This is a genomic window from Microbacterium sp. NPDC058342 (genome assembly GCF_042723935.1).
GTDB lineage: Bacteria > Actinomycetota > Actinomycetes > Actinomycetales > Microbacteriaceae > Microbacterium.
The window spans coordinates 1,928,203-1,942,422 of the sequence record NZ_JBHXID010000001.1 but is presented as its reverse complement, the minus strand read 5'-3'; the positions used below and the strand labels follow the sequence as shown (position 1 = coordinate 1,942,422).

General features: G+C 69.9%; 12 protein-coding genes and 1 pseudogene. 12 read left to right on the top strand and 1 reads right to left on the bottom strand.

Annotation, left to right across the window (positions count from 1 at the left end; translation table 11 throughout):
* The first annotated feature begins 15 nt into the window (after nucleotides 1-15).
* From ACFWHT_RS09075 to ndk, 11 genes are all read left to right on the top strand, one after another.
* Nucleotides 16-1,644: an ABC transporter substrate-binding protein gene (locus ACFWHT_RS09075; RefSeq protein ID WP_378827523.1), complete on the top strand. Its 1,629-nt coding sequence runs from the start codon at nucleotides 16-18 to the stop codon at nucleotides 1,642-1,644.
* A 14-nt stretch (nucleotides 1,645-1,658) separates the two neighbouring features.
* Nucleotides 1,659-2,624: an ABC transporter permease gene (locus ACFWHT_RS09070; protein WP_378827521.1), complete on the top strand. Its 966-nt coding sequence runs from the start codon at nucleotides 1,659-1,661 to the stop codon at nucleotides 2,622-2,624.
* Nucleotides 2,621-3,430 (top strand): ABC transporter permease, encoded by an 810-nt coding sequence (locus tag ACFWHT_RS09065; protein ID WP_378827519.1) that lies wholly within the window; start codon nucleotides 2,621-2,623, stop codon nucleotides 3,428-3,430. Before ACFWHT_RS09070 ends, ACFWHT_RS09065 begins: the two co-directional genes overlap by 4 nt.
* Entirely contained in the window at nucleotides 3,427-4,905 is a 1,479-nt protein-coding gene (locus ACFWHT_RS09060) for an ATP-binding cassette domain-containing protein (RefSeq protein WP_378827516.1), read from the top strand. Before ACFWHT_RS09065 ends, ACFWHT_RS09060 begins: the two co-directional genes overlap by 4 nt.
* Nucleotides 4,906-5,098: 193 nt before the next feature.
* Nucleotides 5,099-5,248, top strand: a complete 150-nt coding sequence (locus ACFWHT_RS09055; protein WP_378827514.1) for a CopG family transcriptional regulator — start codon at nucleotides 5,099-5,101, stop codon at nucleotides 5,246-5,248.
* Nucleotides 5,245-5,955 carry a hypothetical protein gene (locus ACFWHT_RS09050; protein WP_378827512.1) on the top strand — a complete coding sequence of 237 codons (711 nt, stop codon included), beginning with the start codon at nucleotides 5,245-5,247 and terminating at the stop codon, nucleotides 5,953-5,955. The genes ACFWHT_RS09055 and ACFWHT_RS09050 overlap by 4 nt, the downstream gene beginning before the upstream one ends.
* Nucleotides 5,956-6,191: 236 nt before the next feature.
* Complete coding sequence (locus tag ACFWHT_RS09045) at nucleotides 6,192-6,803, top strand: hypothetical protein (RefSeq protein ID WP_378827510.1); 612 nt, start codon at nucleotides 6,192-6,194, stop codon at nucleotides 6,801-6,803.
* Between the two features lie 429 nt (nucleotides 6,804-7,232).
* Complete coding sequence (ileS, locus tag ACFWHT_RS09040) at nucleotides 7,233-10,583, top strand: isoleucine--tRNA ligase (RefSeq protein ID WP_378827507.1); 3,351 nt, start codon at nucleotides 7,233-7,235, stop codon at nucleotides 10,581-10,583.
* Nucleotides 10,580-11,932 (top strand): bifunctional folylpolyglutamate synthase/dihydrofolate synthase, encoded by a 1,353-nt coding sequence (locus ACFWHT_RS09035; RefSeq protein ID WP_378827505.1) that lies wholly within the window; start codon nucleotides 10,580-10,582, stop codon nucleotides 11,930-11,932. The genes ileS and ACFWHT_RS09035 overlap by 4 nt, the downstream gene beginning before the upstream one ends.
* Entirely contained in the window at nucleotides 11,929-12,339 is a 411-nt protein-coding gene (locus ACFWHT_RS09030) for a DUF4233 domain-containing protein (RefSeq protein ID WP_378827503.1), read from the top strand. The genes ACFWHT_RS09035 and ACFWHT_RS09030 overlap by 4 nt, the downstream gene beginning before the upstream one ends.
* A gap of 1 nt (nucleotide 12,340) precedes the next feature.
* Complete coding sequence (gene ndk / locus ACFWHT_RS09025; RefSeq protein ID WP_378827501.1) at nucleotides 12,341-12,754, top strand: nucleoside-diphosphate kinase; 414 nt, start codon at nucleotides 12,341-12,343, stop codon at nucleotides 12,752-12,754.
* A 63-nt stretch (nucleotides 12,755-12,817) separates the two neighbouring features.
* Here the strand turns inward: ndk and ACFWHT_RS09020 are convergent, their stop codons facing one another.
* Nucleotides 12,818-13,429: a vitamin K epoxide reductase family protein gene (locus ACFWHT_RS09020; RefSeq protein ID WP_378827499.1), complete on the bottom strand. Its 612-nt coding sequence runs from the start codon at nucleotides 13,427-13,429 to the stop codon at nucleotides 12,818-12,820.
* A 269-nt stretch (nucleotides 13,430-13,698) separates the two neighbouring features.
* Here ACFWHT_RS09020 and ACFWHT_RS09015 point away from each other — a divergent pair.
* Nucleotides 13,699-14,220, top strand: a pseudogene (locus tag ACFWHT_RS09015) (ribonuclease E/G); the annotation flags it as partial.

The following is a 14,220-nucleotide window of genomic DNA, read 5'->3' as shown; positions in this document are numbered from 1 at the left end:
TCCCAGAGGTCCCGAATGCCCTTCTTCTCCGTGCGCCGATCCCTTCCCCTCGCCGCGCTCGCCGCCGCATCCGCCCTGGTGCTCAGCGCCTGCGCCGGCCCCGCCTCCGGCGGCTCCACCGCCACCGATCCGGACGCCGAGCTGGTGTGGGCGATCGAGGGCGCCAACCTCGCGAACGGCCACATGGACCCGCAGACCAGCCAGCTCGACGTGTCCGCCATGGTGCAGCGCCAGGTGCTGGACTCGCTGGTGTTCCAGGAGCCGGACGGATCGTTCTCGCCGTGGCTCGCCAAGAGCTGGAAGGTCTCCGAGGACGGCAGGAGCTACACGTTCGAACTGCGCGACGACGTGACCTTCACCGACGGCACGCCCTTCGACGCCGAGGCGGTGAAGGCGAACTTCGACCGCATCATCGATCCGAAGACCGAGTCCGCGCAGGCGTACAGCATGCTCGGGGCCGAGCTCTACGCGGGCACCGAGGTGCTCGGCGAACACAGCGTCGAGGTGGACTTCACCGCGCCCTACGCGCCGTTCCTGCAGGCGGCGAGCACGGCTCAGCTCGGCTTCTGGTCGCCGAAGGTCCTGGAGGCCTCGGCCGATCAGCTGAAGGCCGGCGGCCCCGACGTGAACATCGGCACGGGCCCGTTCATCCTCACGGAGTACACCGCCGATCAGGAGCTGGTGTATACGCGCAATGACGACTACGCGTGGGGGCCCGGCGGCGCGAAGGCTCCGAAGATCAAGACCCTGCGTGTGGAGATCCTGCCCGAGGCATCCGTGCGCGCCGGCGTCCTGACCTCCGGTGAGGCGCAGATCGCCGGTCAGCTGCCGCCGAACGCGGTCGCCGGGCTCGGCGACGACATCACGGTCGCATCCAACGAGTACCCGGGCCTGCCCTACTCGCTGTTCCTCAACGAGAAGCACGGGGTGCTCGCCGATCAGAAGGTGCGCAGGGCGCTCGAGCTGTCGATCGACGTCGACGCCGCGGTCGAGCAGATCTTCTTCGGCGAGTTCCCGCGCGCCTGGAGCATCCTCGGACCGACCACCCCCGGATACGATGCGGGCCTCGAGGGCACCTGGGCGTTCGACCCCGACGAGGCGGACCGGCTGCTCGACGAGGCCGGGTGGACCGAGCGGGGCGACGACGGCATCCGCGTGAAGGACGGCGAGCGCCTCTCCGCGCGCTGGATCGCCTGGACGCCGGTGTCGGACGATCGCACCGCGCTGGCCAACGCCATCCAGTCCGATCTGAAGAAGGTCGGCTTCGAGATCGTGCGCGAGACGCTGGAGCCGGCCGCGTACAACGAGCAGTACGGTCCGAAGACGTACGACATCACCGACTGGGAGTTCTCCGGGGTGGATGCCGACCTGCTGCGCAGTCATCTGGGCACGGACGGCTTCCAGAACGCCTCGCAGGTCAGCGATCCTGCCGTGGACGAGCTGCTCTCCGCAGGGCTGTCCACCTCCGACACCGCCGCTCGCGGCGAGATCTACGCGCAGCTGCAGCAGTGGAATGCCGAGCACGTGGCGATCGTGCCGCTGTACGTGGCGTCGGCCATCACAGCATCCGCGAAGGACGTCTCAGGACTCGACTACGACCTCTACGGGCGCCCGCTGTTCTACACGGTGAGTCTGGCCGGCTGACCCGCGACGACGACGTGTCACGCGCTCTGATCCGGCTCGCCGGGGTCGCAGGATCCGTCGTGGTGGTCCTCTGGGGTGCCGCGACGCTGGCGTTCCTGGCGTTCCGGATCATCCCGGGCGACGCCGTGTCGGTGATGCTCGGACCGCAGGCGCAGGTGAGCGAGGAGGTCAAGGCGGGCATCCGTGCCGACCTGGGGCTCGATCGTCCTCCGCTGGAGCAGTACCTGTCCTATCTCGCAGGTCTGCTCCACGGCGACCTCGGCCGCTCCTATCAGCTGCGGATGCCCGTGACCGAGGTCATCGGCCGCCAGCTCGGACCCACCGTGCAGCTGACCCTGGTGGCGCTGCTGCTCGCGGTGCTGCTCGCGGTCGCGGCGGCACTGTTCGCCCGGCGGGGCATCGCGCGGGGCGTGGCGGTGACGGCGGAGCTCGTCGTGCTCTCATCACCCGTGTTCTGGATCGGGCTCCTGCTTCTGGCCGTCTTCGCGTTCGGGCTCGGCTGGCTGCCGGTGGCAGGCTCGCGCAACCCGGCCACGATCGTGCTGCCGGCGGTCACTCTCGCGCTTCCCGTCGCGGCGCTGATCGGGCAGGTGCTCCGCGATGGCATCGATCACGCCGAACGGCAGCCCTTCGCCGAGACGGCGCGCGCACGCGGTGCGGGACCGGCTCGGCTGGTGCTGCGACATTCGCTGCGGCACGGCGCCGCGAACGCGCTCACCCTCACCGCGTACCTGGTCGGATCGCTCCTCGGCGGCGCGGTGCTCGTCGAGACGGTGTTCGCCCGCCCCGGACTCGGCCGAGTGACGCTCGCCGCGATCATCAACCGCGACCTGCCGGTGGTGGCCGGCATCATCATGCTCAGCGCCCTCGTCTTCGTCATCGTCAATGTGCTGGTCGAGTTGCTGCATCCGGTGCTCGATCCCCGCCTGCGGGACAGGACGGGAGCGTTCGAGGCGCCCGCGATCGGAGAGCGGAGGTGATCGCGCGCGCTGCCGGACTCTGGCTCGCCGGCGCCTTCCTCGCACTCGTGGCGCTGGCAGCGCTCGCCCCCGACCTGCTGACCGCGCACGACCCTCTGCAGACCGACGTGCGCGAGGCGCTGCAGGCGCCGGGGACCGCCCACCCGTTCGGCACGGACCAGTCCGGCCGCGATGTGCTCGCCCGCGTGGTTCACGGTGCTGCGCGCTCGGTGGGGATCGGCGTGCTCGCCACCGCCCTCGCACTCCTGCTGGGGCTCGCGGTCGGTGCGCTGTCGGGCATCGCCCCGCGGCCGGTCGATGTCGCCACCATGCGACTCACCGACATCCTGCTGGCGTTCCCCGAGTTCCTCGTCGCGCTCATCGTGGTGGCCGTGCTCGGCCCGGGTGGAGCGAACGTCGCGATCGCCGTCACGATCGCCGCCGTGCCGGTGTACGTGAGGCTGGCACGCACGCAGACCAGGACCCTGCGCGTGGCCGAGCACGTCGAGGCGGCGCGGATCGTCGGCGTCGGCCCGATCAGGGCGTTCCTACGGCACGTGGTGCCCGGGGTGCTCGGCGCGCTCAGCGTGCTGGCGACCATCGGCATCGGCTCGGCGATCCTCGCCGCTGCGGGCCTGAGCTTCCTCGGGCTCGGACCGGCCGAGCCGGAGCCGGAATGGGGGCTGATGCTCGCCGGCGGCCGCAACGTGCTCGGCCAGGCGTGGTGGATCTCGGTGTTCCCGGGCCTGGCGATCACGCTCACGGTGATCAGTGCCACGGTGCTGGGCCGCGCGCTGCGCGCGCGCATGGACGGACGTGCGGCATGAGCGCGGTCGACGTGCAGGGCCTGCGGATCGAGATCGCCGGTCGCACCCTCGTCGATGACGTGTCCTTCCAGGTCGCCGCGGGCGAATGCCTGGCGATCGTGGGCGAGTCCGGGGCGGGCAAGTCCCTCACCGCCCGCGCCCTGCTCGGTCTGCTCCCGGAGCGGGCCCGGATGACGGCGACGAGGCTGCGGCTCGAAGGTCACGACGTCACGACGAGGAGCGAGCGGGGATGGCGAGCGCTGCGCGGGCGGACGGTTGCTCTGGTCTCACAGGACGCGCTCTCCGCGCTCGACCCGCTGCGACGGATCGGCCGGGAGGTCGCCGAACCCCTGGAGATCCACGGGCTGCGTGCGGACGGTGCGCGGGTGATCGAACTGCTCGAGTCGGTCTCGATGCCCGACCCGGAGCACCGGATGCGCAACCGTCCTCACGAGCTCTCCGGCGGGCTGCGGCAGCGCGCGCTGATCGCCTCAGCCATCGCGGCTGATCCTGCCGTGATCGTCGCCGACGAGGCCACGACGGCGCTGGATGCCACGGTTCAGGCACGCATCCTGGAGCTGCTGCGCGGCATCGCCGACAGCGGCCGTGCCGTGGTGTTCATCAGCCATGACTTCGCCGCCGTGCGCAGGGTGGCCGATCGCGTGATCGTCATGCGGGCAGGCCGCATCGTGGAGCTGGGCTCGGCGGACGAGGTGATGCGGTCGCCGCGCAGTGACCACGCACGTGAGCTCCTGGCGGCCAGCACGCTCGCGCCGCGGCCGCCAGAGCTCTCCTCGGGAGCACCGCTGCTGCGTGCCGTCGACGTCTCCAAGTCGTTCGATCGCCCCGCCGTCGTCGGCGCCGCCTTCACCCTGCGGTCGGGGAGCACCCTGGGTGTCGTGGGCGAGTCCGGCTCAGGCAAGACCACGCTCGCGCGCATGATCGTCGGTGTGCAGCATCCGGATTCCGGTTCGCTGCAGTGGGTCTCGCCCCAGCGGGTGCAGCTGGTGCACCAGAACCCGCTCGGCGCTTTCGATCCGCGGTGGACGATCGGCCGTTCCCTGCGCGAGGCGCTGCAGGCCGCCGGGGTGCCGCGTGCCTCCCGCGAAGCGCGAGCGGTCGAGCTGCTGGACGAGGTCGGCGTGGACCGGGCGCTCTCGCGTCGGCGCCCGCACGAGCTCTCCGGCGGCCAGCGCCAGCGCGCCGCGATCGCCCGCGCGCTCGCCGCAGACCCGCAAGTGCTCGTCCTCGACGAGCCGGTCTCGGCCCTCGACCCGACAGTGCGTCAGCGGGTGCTCGATCTGCTGGGCCGACTGCAGCGGGAGCGCGCCCTCACGATGGTGTTCGTATCGCACGACCTCGCGGTCATCGCCGCGGTCAGCGACGACGTGCTGGTCATGCAGGACGGCGTGATCGTCGAGCAGGGTGCAGTGGCCGACGTGTTCGCCGACCCTCGGCATCCGTTCACGCGGGAGCTGCTCGCCGCAGGACGCTGAACCGGCACGGGGCGATCGTGCACCTGGTGCGGGGATGTGCACGTCGTGCGGATCAGCTCGAGCGGATGCTCCGCAGGAAGCGCTCATCTCCGCGCGAGTCGTACACGGGGCGCACCGGATCAGTCCCGCATGGAGATGCCCAGGAAACGCCGACAGCTTGCCGTTCCGTCGGGATCATGGTTAGGTTGCTAGCATGCAGTCACGCGATGCGAAGGTGCAGTTCAACGTCTATCTGCCGCCCGACGTGGTCCGTGCGGTCAAGCATCGGGCGATCGATGAGGAGTCCAGCCTCTCGGCGCTGGTCGAACGCGCACTGCGCGCATACGTGGAGGAGAGCTCGTGATCATCGTCCAGCAGGTCGTCTACACCGTGCATGCCGAGCGCTGGCATGCGCTCGCCGAGTCCCTTGGCCTGACGGCGTTCTATCCCCCCTCGCCGGACTGGGGTGAGTTCGGCGGCGACGGGGTGCTCGCCGTGCACCGCGCCGATGACCACCGTCCCGTGGGTGCGGTGGATCTGAACCTGCTCGTCGACGATCTGGACGCTGCCGAGCGGGCGCTCGCCGCATACTCGGTCACCCGCGGCCGGATGCAGATGGTCGGCGATCACCTCACCGTGCGTACCCGATCGGGTGCGGAGATCTCGGTCTTCCCCGGTGCCGTCGCCGTCACCGGCGAGGTCACCGTGCAGCCCATCTGGTTCCACGAAGACATCGCCGAGGTGCGCGGCATCCTCGAAGCGCTCGGGATGCGGGCGGCAGTCGTGGCCGATCGCGGAGGGTGGGTTGAGATGCGAGCGGATGCGGGTGCCGTCGGCGTTCACTCGGTCACCGGACGTGCAGAGGGCCATGGGCCCGGCGTCGGGCTGTCGTTCCAGACCACCGGAGACCTGCATGCGCTCGCCGCACGGTTGATGGATGCCGGATTCGCGGCGTCCATTCTCGATGAGGCCTATGGCCGCAGCATCCGCATTCCCGACCCTGACGGCGGCGCCGACGTCTGCGTCAACGACGCCCCGACCGACCTGTACGGCTACCATCGCGAAGACTGACCGGAACACCTGAACGCCTTGCGCGGATAAGTGCGCTTCCTGCGGACGAAGCTTCAGAAATCGCCCTCAGCTGGTGCACATGTCCGCGTGAAGCGCGCGGGCTGACAGCCGGACGCGATCAGCGGGTTTCGTGCGGTGGCTCGATTCCTCCTGCACAGTTCGGCTTCGGCGACGATCTGTCCCCATGCGCGGGACTCCGGAACCCGGGTCGTGTCATGGTCGAGCACCATGTCGACATGGCATCCCGGATCTCAGACCTCGTGGGCTTCGTCTCCGATTGCGGAGGGATTGTGCGCGCGGCGCGGGTTGCCGAGCGCGGCTTCAGCCGCCGCACGGTGGATGCGGCGGTCGCCGGCGGGTTGCTCAGCCGGCCTCGGCGGGGCTGGCTTGCTGCGAAGAGCGCTCCGCGGATGCTGTATGACGCGGCGAGGTTCGGCGTCGTTCTGACCTGCCGCACGGCTGCGCGGCACTACGACCTCTGGCTGCATGACCCGCAGGGCGATCCGCATGTCGCGGTCCCGGTGTCGCGCGGTGGTCGGGTGCCCGTGCGGGCGAAGGTGCACTGGGGTGCCTCGCTGATTCCTCGCGACCCTGACGCGCTCATCGATCCCGTCGAGAACGTCCTTGCATTCATCGCCGAGTGCGAGCCCTTCGAGCAGGCCGTCGCCACCTGGGACTCGGCATTCAACAAAGGCCTCGTCGAGATGGCCGCGATGACGCGGCTGCCTTTGCGTCCCGCGGCGCGCAGGGTGCTGGCTGAGGCGACGCCGTTCGCGGATGCCGGACTCGAGACGTATCTGCGCTTTCCCTCCTCGGGTACCACGTCCGCGTGTCCTACGCGCAGATGATGTTCGACTGGCCGGCGGTGCAGGACCTGATCATGCGCGCAGTCGCGCAGGGACTCCATCTCGCGGCGTGATCGTGTGCGCTTCGCGCGGAGATGTACGCTTCGCGCGGACGAACTCCCACTATCTGTCCGCCGCTGGCGCCCATGACCGCGCCAAGTGCTCGACGTGACCGGACGCGACGACAGCACTTCGGTGCGGGGAACGCGTACAATGGCCGGACATGCTGTGATCCGGCCATCACCGGGGAGCTCTCGGAAGAACGGCCCTCGGGCTCAGTAGAACCGAGCGGGGCAGGCCCGTCATCGCCGCAGTGAGAGTGGCGACGCCGTCCGGCGCCGCACGCAGGGTGGTACCGCGGTCCGCGCGCGAGCACGGGTCGTCCTTGCAGCAGCATCCGACCGCCACCAGCACAGATCACTGCGAGAGACGATGACCTACCCGCGCACCTCCGGCACAGCATTCGGCCCCGCCGCCGTCACCCCGAGCCCGCGCTTTCCCGAGATCGAGACGGACGTGCTCGACTTCTGGAAGGCGGACGACACCTTCCGGGCATCCATCGCGCAGCGCGAAGGCGCCGAGGAGTGGGTGTTCTACGACGGCCCTCCCTTCGCGAACGGCCTGCCGCACTACGGCCACCTTCTCACCGGGTACGCGAAGGACGTGTTCCCGCGCTTCCAGACCATGATCGGCAAGAAGGTCGACCGCGTCTTCGGATGGGACACCCACGGGCTGCCGGCGGAGCTGGAGGCCATGAAGCAGCTCGGTCTCACCGAGAAGAGCGAGATCGAGGAGATGGGGATCGGCGTCTTCAACGGGAAGGCGCGCGATTCGGTCCTCACCTACACCAGGGAGTGGCAGGACTACGTCACCCGCCAGGCGCGCTGGGTCGACTTCGAGCGCGGCTACAAGACGCTCGATCTCGGCTACATGGAAAGCGTGCTGTGGGCCTTCAAGCAGCTGTACGACAAGGGCCTGGCCTACGAGGGGTACCGCGTGCTGCCGTACTGCTGGCGCGACGAGACCCCGCTGTCGAACCATGAGCTGCGCATGGACGACGACGTCTACCAGGATCGGCAGGATCCCTCGGTGACGGTCACCTTCCCGCTCACCGGGGTCAAGGCCGAATCGCTCGGGCTGACCGCCGTGCGCGCCCTCGCCTGGACGACCACCCCGTGGACGCTCCCCACCAACCTCGCCCTCGTCGTCGGTCCCGACATCGAATACGTGGTGCTGCCGCCCGGCCCGAACGGCGCCGCCGACATCATCCCCGGCGACGACCCCGCCGAGAGCGACGCGCACCGCTACCTGCTCGCCCGGGACCTGCTCGGGGGCTACGCCAAGGACCTCGGCTACGAGTCGGTCGACGACGCGCTCGCCGCGGTGCAGGCCACCCATCTCGGATCGGCGCTCGAGGACGTCACCTACGACCGCCTGTTCGACTACTACGCCGATGCTGAGACCTGGGGCACCGGCCGGGCCTGGCGCATCCTCGTCGACGACTACGTCACGACCACCGACGGCACCGGCATCGTGCACCAGGCGCCGGCCTACGGTGAGGACGACCAGCGCGTCACGACCGCCGCTGGCATCCCCACGATCATCTCCCTCGACGACGGGGGGCGCTTCCTGCCGCACGTCACGGATGTGGCGGGAGAGCTGTGGATGGATGCGAACACGCCGCTGATCCGCATCCTGCGCGCGGGCGGCCGGATGCTGCGCGAGCAGAGCTACGTGCACTCCTACCCGCACTGCTGGCGCTGCCGGAATCCGCTGATCTACAAGGCCGTGTCGAGCTGGTTCATCCGGGTCACCGACATCAAGGACGATCTGCTCAAGAACAACGAGCAGATCACCTGGGTGCCCGAGAACGTCAAGCACGGCCAGTTCGGCAAGTGGCTCGAGGGCGCTCGCGACTGGTCGATCAGCCGCAACCGCTACTGGGGTTCACCGATCCCGATCTGGAAGAGCGACGATCCCGAGTACCCGCGGGTGGACGCGTACGGGTCGCTTGCGGAGCTGGAGCGCGACTTCGGCGCGCTTCCACGCAATACCGAGGGCGAGGTCGACCTGCACCGTCCCTACATCGACGATCTGACGCGTCCGAACCCGGACGACCCGACCGGACGCAGCACGATGCGGCGGATCGAGGACGTCTTCGACGTGTGGTTCGATTCGGGCTCAATGCCGTACGCGCAGGTGCACTACCCGTTCGAGAATCAGGAGTGGTTCGACTCGCACGCTCCGGCCGACTTCATCGTCGAGTACATCGGACAGACCCGCGGCTGGTTCTACGTCATGCATGTGCTCTCGACCGCGCTGTTCGACCGTCCGGCGTTCACCGGGGTCAGCTGCCACGGCATCGTGCTCGGCTCCGACGGCTACAAGATGTCGAAGTCGCTGCGCAACTACCCGGACGTCAGCGAGGTGCTCGACCGCGACGGTTCCGATGCCATGCGCTGGTTCCTGATGTCCAGCTCGGTGCTGCGCGGCGGCAACCTGGCCGTCACCGAGGAGGGCATCCGCGCCGGCGTTCGCGAGTTCCTGCTGCCGCTGTGGAACTCCTGGTACTTCTTCGCCACCTACGCCAACGCGGCGAAGGCCGGCGGCTACGAGGCATCCTGGCGCACGGATTCGACCGATGTGCTCGACCGCTACATCCTCGCCCGCCTGGGGGACCTGGTCCGGGATGTCCGCGCGGACCTCGAGGGCCTCGACTCCACCACGGCGTCCGCGCGCCTGCGCGACTTCGCCGAGGTGCTGACCAACTGGTACATCCGGCGTTCGCGCGATCGCTTCTGGGAAGGAACCGCGACCGAGGCCTTCGACACGCTCTACACCGTGCTCGAGACGCTCACCCGGGTCGCGGCGCCCCTGGTGCCGCTGATCAGCGAGCGCATCTGGCAGGGGCTGACCGGCGGACGCAGCGTCCACCTGACGGACTGGCCGGATGCCGCGGACTTCCCCTCCGCCGATGATGTGCGCGACGCGATGGACGCCGTGCGAGAGCTCTCCAGCGCCGGCAACGCGCTGCGCAAGAAGGAGAAGCTGCGCGTGCGCCTGCCGCTGGCGCGTCTGACCGTGGTGTCGCCGCTCGCCGCCGACCTCGCCCAGTTCGAAGGCATCCTGCGCGAGGAGCTGAACGTCAAGTCCGTCGAGCTGGTGGGGCTCGGCGAGCACACGGCATCCGAGTACGGCATCAGCCACCGGCTGAGCGTGAACGCGCGCGCCGCGGGGCCGCGCCTGGGCAAGGACGTGCAGAAGGTCATCCGTGCCGCGAAGGAGGGCCGCTGGACGGAACAGGGCGGCGTGGTCACCGCCGACGGGATCGCACTGGAGGCGGGGGAGTACGAGCTGGTGCTCGAGACCTCGGGCCGGCCCGAGGGCGAGGCGCTCGCGCTCGTTCCCGGCGGCGGATTTCTGCTGCTCGACACCCGGACTACCCCCGGCCTCGAAGCCGAGGGGGTCGCACGCGATGCGATCCGCGTGGTGCAGGAGGCGCGCAAGAACGCGGGTCTCGATGTGAGCGATCGCATCGTGCTCGCCCTGAACGCGTCGCCCGAGGATGCCGAGGCGCTGCAGGCGCATGCCGGGCTCATCGCGGCGGAGACGCTGGCCGTCGGGTTCTCCGTGCAGCCGACCGAGCGCATGGCCGAGCTCGCGGCGTCGGTCACCAGCCCCGGTGACGGGGTGTTCCGCACCGCGGCGGAGGCGCTGGGCGCGCGGAAGGCGCCGGTGATCGTCACGATCGACGCGACCGCCGTCGAGGAGGCGGAGCGATGAGCGACGCGCAGCGGGCCGACGCCCTCTACGAGAAGCTGCTCGATCGTGCCGGCGAGCGCTGGGTGCAACCGCGCAAGGAGCGCACCGCGCGCATCCTGGAGCTGCTGGACGATCCGCAGAAGACGTACCGCGTGGTGCACATCACGGGGACCAACGGCAAGACGTCGACGGCCCGCATGATCGAGAGCCTACTGCGCGCGCATGGACTGCGCACCGGGCTGTTCACGAGTCCGCACCTCAAGCGTTTCACCGAGCGCATCATGATCGACGGCGAGCCGATCGCCGATGCGGCGGTCGCGGACGCATGGGACGAGATCGAGCCGTTCATCGCCATCGTGGACGCCGAGCTGGAGGCTTCGGGTGACGCGCCCCTGACGTTCTTCGAGCTGCTCACCGTGCTCGCCTTCGTCGCGGCGGCGGATGCCCCCGTCGACGTGCTCGTCCTCGAGGTCGGCATGGGCGGGTCGTGGGATTCGACCAACACCGCGGATGGCGACGTGGCCGTCTTCGCGCCGATCGACATGGACCACGCCGACCGGCTCGGGGACACGATCGAGGCCATCGCCGAGGTGAAGTCCGGGATCATCAAGGACGGCGCATCGGTGGTCTCCGCCGAGCAGGATCCCGCGGTCGCCGCCGTGCTGCGCCGCGTGGCGGCTGAGAAGGGGGCGACCATCGCCTTCGAGGGAGAGGGGTTCGGCCTGTCGGCGCAGACGCTCGCCGTCGGCGGACAGCTCATCAGCATCCACGGCCTGGCGGCGGAGTACGCGGACGAGTACCTCCCGCTCTACGGTGCGCACCAGGGGCACAACGCCGCCCTCGCCGTGGCCGCCGTCGAGTCGCTGATCGGCGGGGCGAGCCAACCCATCGCGGGCGACATCGTCGCCGACGGCCTGCAGGGCGCGACCTCACCCGGCCGTCTGCAGCTGGTCGGCATCGCGCCCACCGTGGTGGTGGATGCCGCCCACAACCCGCATGGGGCCGCCGCGCTCGCGCGCTCCCTTGACGACAGCTTCGACTTCGACGAATGGGGGCTGGTGCTCGGGAGCTTCGCCGACAAGGACATCGCGGGAATCGTCGATCAGCTGCTGCCCGCGGTCGCGGAGGTGTTCGCCACAGCGCCCGATTCCGATCGCGCGGAGGACGCGGATGCCATCGCAGATCTCGTCGAGGCGCGCGGACGCCGCGCAAGCGTGCATCCCACGCTCGCCGAGGCCGCGGACGCCGCCCGGGAATGGGCAGCGGCATCGGAGCGTCGTGCCGTCGTCATCGCCGGATCGATCGTGCTCGCCGGCGAGGCCGTGCTGCTCTCGGAGGACGAGGACTGGAAGAGCGGGTGGCGGGCATGAGTGCGCCGCGCGCTCCTCGCACCCTCGCGCAGAAGCTCGGATCGATCGTGCTCGGCTTCGAGGCGATCATCGTGTTCCTCGCCGGCCTCACCGTCTACGGGCTGAAGGCGATGCCGGAGAGCATTCCGCCGTGGTGGGGGATCATCGGTGGCCTCGTGCTCGCCATCGCGATGATCGCCCTCGCGGGGGCGATCTCCCGCCCGGGAGCCATCGCGACCGGCTGGGTGCTGCAGGGGCTCGTGCTCGCTTCCGCCGTCCTCGTTCCCGCCATCGCCCTGGTCGCTCTGATTTTCGGCGGCATGTGGGCGTATGCGACGATCGGGGGTGCCCGGATCGATCGCAGGACTCCGACGCAGAGCGCCGACGACATCCACACACCGGCTGACCCTCACACAGAGAGCGAATGACATGGCCACTGAAGAAACCCTCGTCCTCGTCAAGCCCGACGGCGTCGCCCGCGGCCTCACGGGGACGATCCTCGCCCGCATCGAGGCGAAGGGCTACGCGCTCGTCGACATCCGCCTGGTCGAGCCCGACCGCGACCTGCTCGCCGCGCACTACGCCGAGCACGAGGGCAAGCCCTTCTACGAGCCGCTGCTCGAGTTCATGATGTCCGGTCCCTCGGTGGCCATCCGCCTCGCCGGGAACCGGGTGATCGAGGGCTTCCGCTCGCTGGCGGGCACGACCGACCCGACGACTGCCGCACCGGGGACCATCCGCGGGGACTTCGGCCGCGACTGGGGCCTGAAGGTGCAGCAGAACCTCGTGCACGGCTCGGACAGCCCGGAGTCCGCACAGCGCGAGCTCGGCATCTGGTTCTGATCTGCCGGACGGAGGAAGGGGCGCCCCGCGGGGCGCCCCTTCCTCCGTCTACGGCCCGGCGGGTCAGAAGACGAGGTCGAACGCCTCGCCGAGCAGATCCAGACCGGCCAGTTGAACGATGGCGACGACGATCGCGTAGGCGATGATCGTCATGAGCGGAACCCACGCCATCAGGCGTCCCGCGCGCGCCTGGACGCGCGGCGATCGGTTCAGGGTGCCGTTGCGCAGCAGATGCACGAGCGTCGCGAGGAACGTCGGAATGGTCACCGCCCAGGTCGCCATGCACCAGGGGCAGAGCACCGCGAGTGCGTAGACGCTCTGACCGATGAGCCAGACGATGAAGGCGAAGGCGCCGAGGATCCCGAGGCCGAACAGCGCCCAGAACCACCGGGGGAAGCGCACGCCGGCGACGACGGCGACGCCCACGACGAGGACGGCCATCCAGCCGGTCAATCCGATCAGGGGGTTGGGGAATCCGAAGACCTCGCCCTGCCAGGAGCCGAGGTTCTTGTCGCACTGCAGCATCACGCTCACGTAGCAGCTGGACTGCGCGCTCGGATTCTCCAGCAGGAAGAACTTCTCGATGGTCAGCTGGAAGGCGGCCCACCAGCCCAGCACACTCGCGGCGATGAGCCAGATGCCGTAGCCGGTGTGCCGTGTTCGCTGCGCGCTCATACCGGGATTATTCCAGCGTCGGCTATGGGCTGGACGTGAGCGCGACTCGCGCGTCGCGGCGGCGGATGCGGCGGCACTGCGCGAGAGGTGCGATAATGGCTCCGGATGCCGTCGCGAGCAGTCGCGGTCGCATCGAAAAGACTTCGGGGCGGCACGCCCCACGCGGTCTGGCCATTGAGCAGATCGCATGCCGATTGAGTTCGCGGCTGCTGTTTCGCCGCACGAGTTTCCGCGGCGCACGCAGTGCCCGCGCAGGGAGTAAGCCAGAGATGGCCGATGAGAACGATGACAAGACCACCCCTCTCCACGACACCGCACCGGCGCAGCCGGCGGTAGTCGACGAGAGCACGCCCGCCTCCGTCGAGCCGGCCCCGGCTCTCGTCGCGGACGTCCCGACGGAGACGGCGTCGGGAGGCACAGCGGATGCCGACGAGCCGACGGCGCAGCCCGAGCCCGAGCAGCCGGCCGAGCCCGAGAAGTCGGCAGAGTCCGAGCAGTCGGTCGAGCCCGCGACGTCGGCAGAATCCGAGCAGGCGGCCGAGCCTGAGAAGTCGGCGGAGCCGGTGACGGCGGTGAGCCTCGGGCTGCTTCCCGAGGTGTTCGTCTCGAAGGTCTCGACGCAGCTGCACTTCTACGCGCCGGAGATCGTCCCGCTGCCCGCGGCGTCCCGTCGTGACGACGAGGACGACGACGAGCGCGGATCGGCGTTCTCGCGTCGTGGCGGGCCGGGGCGCGCCGGCGGCGGGCGCGCCGCAACCCCCCCCCGCCCCCGCGCCGGGGGGTGGAAAACC